The sequence below is a fragment of the Microcystis sp. M53603_WE2 genome (genome assembly GCF_030065435.1).
In genome coordinates, this window is sequence record NZ_JASJFF010001119.1 from 1 (window position 1) to 5,647 (window position 5,647).

The window sequence follows — 5,647 nt, forward strand, 5'->3', positions numbered from 1 at the left end:
GATTTAGGTGTCAAGGAAGATGCTAGGGGTGCTTTATTAAAAGTGGGCGACCCGAGAGGATTACAATTGATCGAGGAATTAGAGCTTGAAGGAATTATCTAAACCGCTAATTTTGGGCGTTACGGGGGCATCAGGGCTGATTTATGCCGTCCGTACTCTCAAATATCTACTTTTAGCCGACTACACGATCGATCTAGTGGCCTCCAAATCAGCTTACACTGTCTGGCAAGCGGAAGATAATATGCGGATGCCGCCAGAACCGGAGCTACAAGAACAATTTTGGCGCGGCCAATGCGGGGTGATGGAGGGGGGAAAACTACGCTGTCATCGTTGGGGCGATGTGGGGGCAACGATCGCCAGTGGTTCCTATCGCACCCTTGGTATGGTAATTATTCCCTGTAGCATGAGTACAGTGGCCAAATTAGCGGGGGGATTAAGTTCCGATTTGCTAGAAAGAGCGGCCGATGTGCAGATTAAGGAGGGCAGAAAATTGGTTTTAGTGCCGCGAGAAACCCCTTTTAGTTTAATTCATCTGCGTAATTTAACTACTTTAGCCGAGGCGGGCGTTAGAATTGTACCGGCAATACCGGCCTGGTATCATCATCCCCAATCGATCGAGGATTTGGTCGATTTTGTCATCGCTCGTACTCTCGATCAGTTAGATATCGATTGTGTGGCCATTAATCGCTGGCAAGGACATTGACAGTTATCAGTTATCAGTTATCAGTGGGTAAGTTATCAGTTATCAGATGTAAGTTTTAAGTTAATTAGTTAGTTAGTTATCTTTATCTTTATACCTGATCACTGTTTACTGATTACTGTTTACTGATCACTGAATCAAGGGAGGTAAAAATGGGCTGGATCATGGTCTTATTTGCGATCGCTGTAGGCGGATTACTGATCTGGCAGAATCTGGGGGTGATCACTTTGGTCTTTTTTGGCGGTATTATGACGGTAAAACTGCCCCTAGCGGTCTGGGTGTTACTTTTCACCCTAGCGGGAATTATCAGTGGTTTAACCCTGCAATTTCTCTATAGTTTTGGTCGTCCTTTGGCCGCCCCAAAAGCTTCCCCTCCTATAGCCAATAATCCTCAAGTCCCACCCCCATCTCCCCGACCTACCTATATTCAAGATCGCGCCGCTTCTCCACCGGGTAACGATTGGGAAAGAGATAGCGGTGATGATTGGAATTTTGATGCACCCCCCGAAAAACCGACTACCATTCAGGATCGGGAAGAATTCCCGCCTAGGGTTGCTGATGGGGAAAAAACGAATTTTGTCAAGCCTCCAGAGGACAGTTATCAAACTGGCTCAGTTTATTCCTATAGTTACCGCACGGCCAAACAGACTCGCGGGGAAAAAGCCGAGCAAGTTTACGATGTCAATTATCGGATTATTACGCCCCCCGCCCAGGATGAAAACCAAGAGCGGGAGGTAAACAAAGGGGATGAGGAAGATTGGATATAAACTTTGACAGAGTAGAGGTTTCTACCTGAATCCCTCAGAGAAGACAAACTGTTCCGGCCTTGTCTCCTGTCTTACCGAAAACTTGGGTTTAAGGTTCCCCGCCATGCCCGCGTAGCAGAGGGCGGCTTTTAGGTGATGGGTTGTCAGTTTAATATTTAATGTGTTAAAATAAGTTTATTCTTAAAATTTTAGAGTAAATGTTTGTCCTAGAGTTTAAAGTTGAGGCTAAATTAAAACAGTATCAGGCTATAGACGATGCTATCCGCACCGCTCAATTCATCCTTAATAAATGCTTAAAGTATTGGATGGACAACAAAGGTGTAAATAAGTATGATCTATCAGCTTATTGTCGAGTTTTGTCCCATGACTTTAAATTTGCTAGTCAATTAAATTCTCAAGCAAGGCAAGCATCGGCTGAAAGGGCATGGTCTTCTATTTCCCGTTTCTTTGACAACTGTAAGCAGAAGGTAATCGGAAAGAAAGGCTATCCTCAGTTTAAAAAGTTTTCCCGCTCGGTTGAATACAAAACAACAGGATGGAAGCTTCTTAACCCTAAAACCATTCATTTCAGTGATAAAAAGGAGATTGGAACACTTAAACTAAAAGGGACTTGGGACTTAGGATACTTTCAGCAGTCTGACATTAAACGAGTTAGGCTTATTAAACGTGCTGACGGCTATTATTGTCAATTTGTTCTCTCTTGTGAAGTAAAAGAGGATGTTAAACCATCAGGTAAGTGTATCGGAATAGATGTGGGATTAGCTTCTTTTTATACTGATCATGAAGGTAATAAAGTTGACAATCCTAAATTTTTAAAAAAGTCCGAGAAAAGATTAAAACGACTTCAAAGACGATTATCTAAAAAGAAAAAGGGAAGTAAAAATCGTCAAAAAGCTAGACAAAGATTGGCTAAGGCTCATCTTAAAATAAGTAGGCAACGTAAAGACTTTGCTGTAAAGTTAGCAAGGTGCGTAGTTCGCTTCTTAGATGTGATAGCCCAGGTCGATTTAAGAATTAAGAACTTAGTCAAGAATCATTGTTTAGCTAAATCGATCAATGATGCGGCCTGGTATCAGTTTCGAGAATGGCTGGAGTATTTTGGGGTTAAATTCGGCAAGATAACGATTGCTGTCCCACCGAACTATACAAGCCAAAACTGTTCAAACTGTGGTGAAGTTGTTAAAAAATCTTTATCGACTAGAACCCATCAGTGTAAGTGTGGGTGTGTTTTAGATAGGGATGAAAACGCCGCTATTAATATCCTTAAAAAAGGGTTAAGTACCGTAGGGCATACGGGAACTTTTGGGCTAGACCCGATGAACGCTTGGGGAGAGAATACCTCTACTTTTTCAGAAGTAATTCTGTCTAAGCAAGTAATCTCTTGGAACCAAGAATCCCCGTCGCTTTAGCGCGGGGAGTGTCAAAATGGGGAAATCTAGGTTGTGTAGATAGAGCGCCATGAAACACACATTATCCGTATTAGTTGAAGATGAAGCGGGAGTCTTAACCCGTATTGCTGGATTATTCGCCCGTCGCGGCTTTAATATTGAAAGTCTGGCCGTGGGTCCTGCTGAACAGATGGGAGTTTCTCGGATTACGATGGTAGTACCAGGAGATGAGGACAGCATCGAACAGTTAACCAAACAACTTTACAAATTAATTAACGTCCTCAAGGTGCAGGATATCACCCAAACCCCCTGTGTGGAAAGGGAATTAATGCTGATTAAAGTTAATGCTACCGCCGAGCGCCGGGCCGAAGTGATCGAATTAGCGCAGGTATTCCGGGCGCGGATTGTGGATATTTCCGAGGAAACCCTGACCATCGAAGTGGTGGGGGATCCGGGTAAAATGGTGGCGATTATGCAAATGCTGAATAAATTTGGCGTTCGCGAGGTGGCCCGTACCGGTAAAATTGCTCTGATTCGCGAGTCGGGAGTCAATACGGAATACCTCAAAGCTTTAGAGGCTAAAATGTCAATTTAGGGATATTGGGTATGAATTGGGAATTGGGGAGATGGGGTGTTGGGGTGTTAGGGTTTTAGGGTGTTGGGGTGTTAGGGTGGTCACTGCGTGCGCGTTGCGGGGGGTGTTAGGGTGTTGGGGTTTTAGTTGAAATTCCCCACTCCCCACTTCCCCTATTGCCTATTGCCTTCAGAAGCTGATAACTGATAAAAACTATGTCTAAGCAGTCGCCGAAAACCCAAATTAGTCAACTTGTCACCGTTGCCGTGCAGAAATTGCAAGGAAAGGTGAATTTTCAGGCGGTAAATCTCAAAAAAGGGGCGAGAGTTCCCGAATTACGCCTTAAAAACGAGAATGGCAGCGGGGAAAGCAAATATCCCCTTATCGGCGATCGCTATTTGTTAGGCCGTAGTTCCAGTTCCTGTGATATTACTATCCGTAATACCGTGGTCAGTCAGATTCATTGTTCCCTGCAGCGTGACCCGAAAAATCCCCATAATTTCCTGCTCACAGATGAAAACTCCACCAACGGGGTTTATATGGGTAAACGTCGTCTCAAAAGCGTTTCCCTGCGTCATGGTGATACCTTTACCCTGGCCCCTCCAGATTTAGCCAATTGTGTCACCATCTCCTATTACTGTCCCCCTCCCCTGTGGGCGAAACTTTTGCGCTATGGTTTCTATGGTGCGGGGGGTATTTTCGGTTTATTAGTTCTAGCGGTTATCTGGGAAAGTCGCAGAGTTAATGTTTATCCACTCCCTTCCGGGGTGAGCGGTCCGGTGGTGGTTTATGCTAGGGATGGTCAAACTCCCCTCAATCCCAGGCGACAGGAAACTCACCAAGAATTAGATAATCTGGGCGATTTTTCTCCCTATCTGCCCAAGGCGGTTGTCGCTTCCGAAGATAGTCGTTTTTACTGGCATTTTGGCGTTGATCCTTTCGGGATTGTCCGGGCTGTTATGATTAATTGGCAAGGTCAAGGCATTCGTCAAGGGGCCAGCACCCTGACTCAACAGTTAGCGCGTAGTTTATTCCCCGAAGTCGGTCGCCAAAATACTGCCGATCGCAAACTCCGGGAGATGGTTGTCGCCTTACAATTAGAAGCAGTCTATAGTAAGGATACAATTCTCAAAACCTATCTCAATCGAGTTTATCTCGGTTTGGCCGGTTACGGTTTTGAAGATGCAGCCCGCTTTTATTTCGATAAATCCGCTAGAGATTTAGATATCTCCGAGGCTGCCACCCTTGTGGCTATGTTACCCGCCCCGAATCTATTTAATCCCATTCAAGATTACGACACTTCCGTACAATTACGCAATCGTGTCATCGATCGCATGGCCCAATTAGGCATGATTTCCCCGGAAGCGGCGGCCAGCGCCCGCAGATCTCGCATTGAAATCAGTCCCCAAGCCAAAAAATCCCTATCTAGTACGATTGCACCATATTTTTATAGTTACGTTTTCGAGGAATTACAGGACCTTTTAGGGGAAGAAGTGGCCAAAGAGGGCAATTTTATCGTTGAAACCAGTTTAGACCGCCGGCTGCAAGCGATCGCAGAAAAAAGCTTAAAAAATAATGTCTTAAAGCAAGGTTCCCGCTATCGATACTCCCAAGGAGCTTTAGTTACCCTAAACAGTCAAACCGGGGAAATTCTCGCTTTAGTCGGGGGAGTTGATTATCAAAAAAGCCAATTTAACCGCGCTATCCAAGCTAAACGTCAACCCGGTTCCACTTTTAAGGTATTTGCTTATGCTGCCGCCCTAGAACAGGGAATATCGCCCTATAAAACCTATACCTGCGCTGGACTCTCTTGGCAAGGACAAGCCTATTCTCCCTGTGAACGCAGTAGCGGGGGGGTCAATATGTTTCAAGGTTTAGCGCAATCGGAAAATAGCGTCGCCCTTCGCATTGCTCGCGAGGCAGGATTAAGTAATGTGGTCAATGTGGCGGAACGTTTGGGGGTCAAATCACCTTTAAATCCTGTACCGGGGCTAATTTTAGGGCAAAGCGAGGTAAATGTCTTGGAAATGACCGGCGCTTATGGGGTTTTTGACCATGGCGGGCGCTGGAATCGTCCCCACGCCATTAAACGCATTCTCGACGCTTCCGACTGTAAAAATGTGGAGGATTTGAGTACTTGTCGGGTTATTTATGACTATGGCGACGATAGCGATAGAAATCAGCAGGTAATCTCCCCTAAAACAGCCGAAACGATGAA

5 protein-coding genes and 1 pseudogene are annotated in these 5,647 nt (G+C 45.2%); all 6 read left to right on the top strand.

Annotation, left to right across the window (positions count from 1 at the left end; genetic code table 11):
* Positions 1-102, top strand: a pseudogene (locus PX481_RS23620) (HEAT repeat domain-containing protein); the annotation flags it as partial.
* A complete protein-coding gene (locus tag PX481_RS23625; protein ID WP_288096370.1) occupies positions 86-703 on the top strand; it encodes a flavin prenyltransferase UbiX in 618 nt (205 codons plus the stop codon). The pseudogene PX481_RS23620 and the gene PX481_RS23625, both read left to right, overlap by 17 nt.
* Before the next feature lie 149 nt (positions 704-852).
* Positions 853-1,467: a LapA family protein gene (locus tag PX481_RS23630; RefSeq protein ID WP_002759347.1), complete on the top strand. Its 615-nt coding sequence runs from the start codon at positions 853-855 to the stop codon at positions 1,465-1,467.
* A 197-nt stretch (positions 1,468-1,664) separates the two neighbouring features.
* Complete coding sequence (locus tag PX481_RS23635; RefSeq protein ID WP_002759349.1) at positions 1,665-2,876, top strand: RNA-guided endonuclease InsQ/TnpB family protein; 1,212 nt, start codon at positions 1,665-1,667, stop codon at positions 2,874-2,876.
* A gap of 49 nt (positions 2,877-2,925) precedes the next feature.
* Positions 2,926-3,450, top strand: a complete 525-nt coding sequence (gene ilvN / locus PX481_RS23640) for an acetolactate synthase small subunit (protein WP_002732118.1) — start codon at positions 2,926-2,928, stop codon at positions 3,448-3,450.
* Positions 3,451-3,644: 194 nt separating this feature from the next.
* Positions 3,645-5,647, top strand: a 2,003-nt coding sequence (locus PX481_RS23645) for a transglycosylase domain-containing protein (protein ID WP_288096374.1), incomplete at its 3' end; no start/stop codon positions are given.

Bases quoted from the DNA above. Each gene is read 5' to 3' on its own strand.
- PX481_RS23630 (WP_002759347.1), top strand. From the start codon at position 853: ATGGGCTGGATCATGGTCTTATTTGCGATCGCTGTAGGCGGATTACTG.
- ilvN (WP_002732118.1), top strand. From the start codon at position 2,926: ATGAAACACACATTATCCGTATTAGTTGAAGATGAAGCGGGAGTCTTA.
- PX481_RS23635 (WP_002759349.1), top strand. From the start codon at position 1,665: ATGTTTGTCCTAGAGTTTAAAGTTGAGGCTAAATTAAAACAGTATCAG.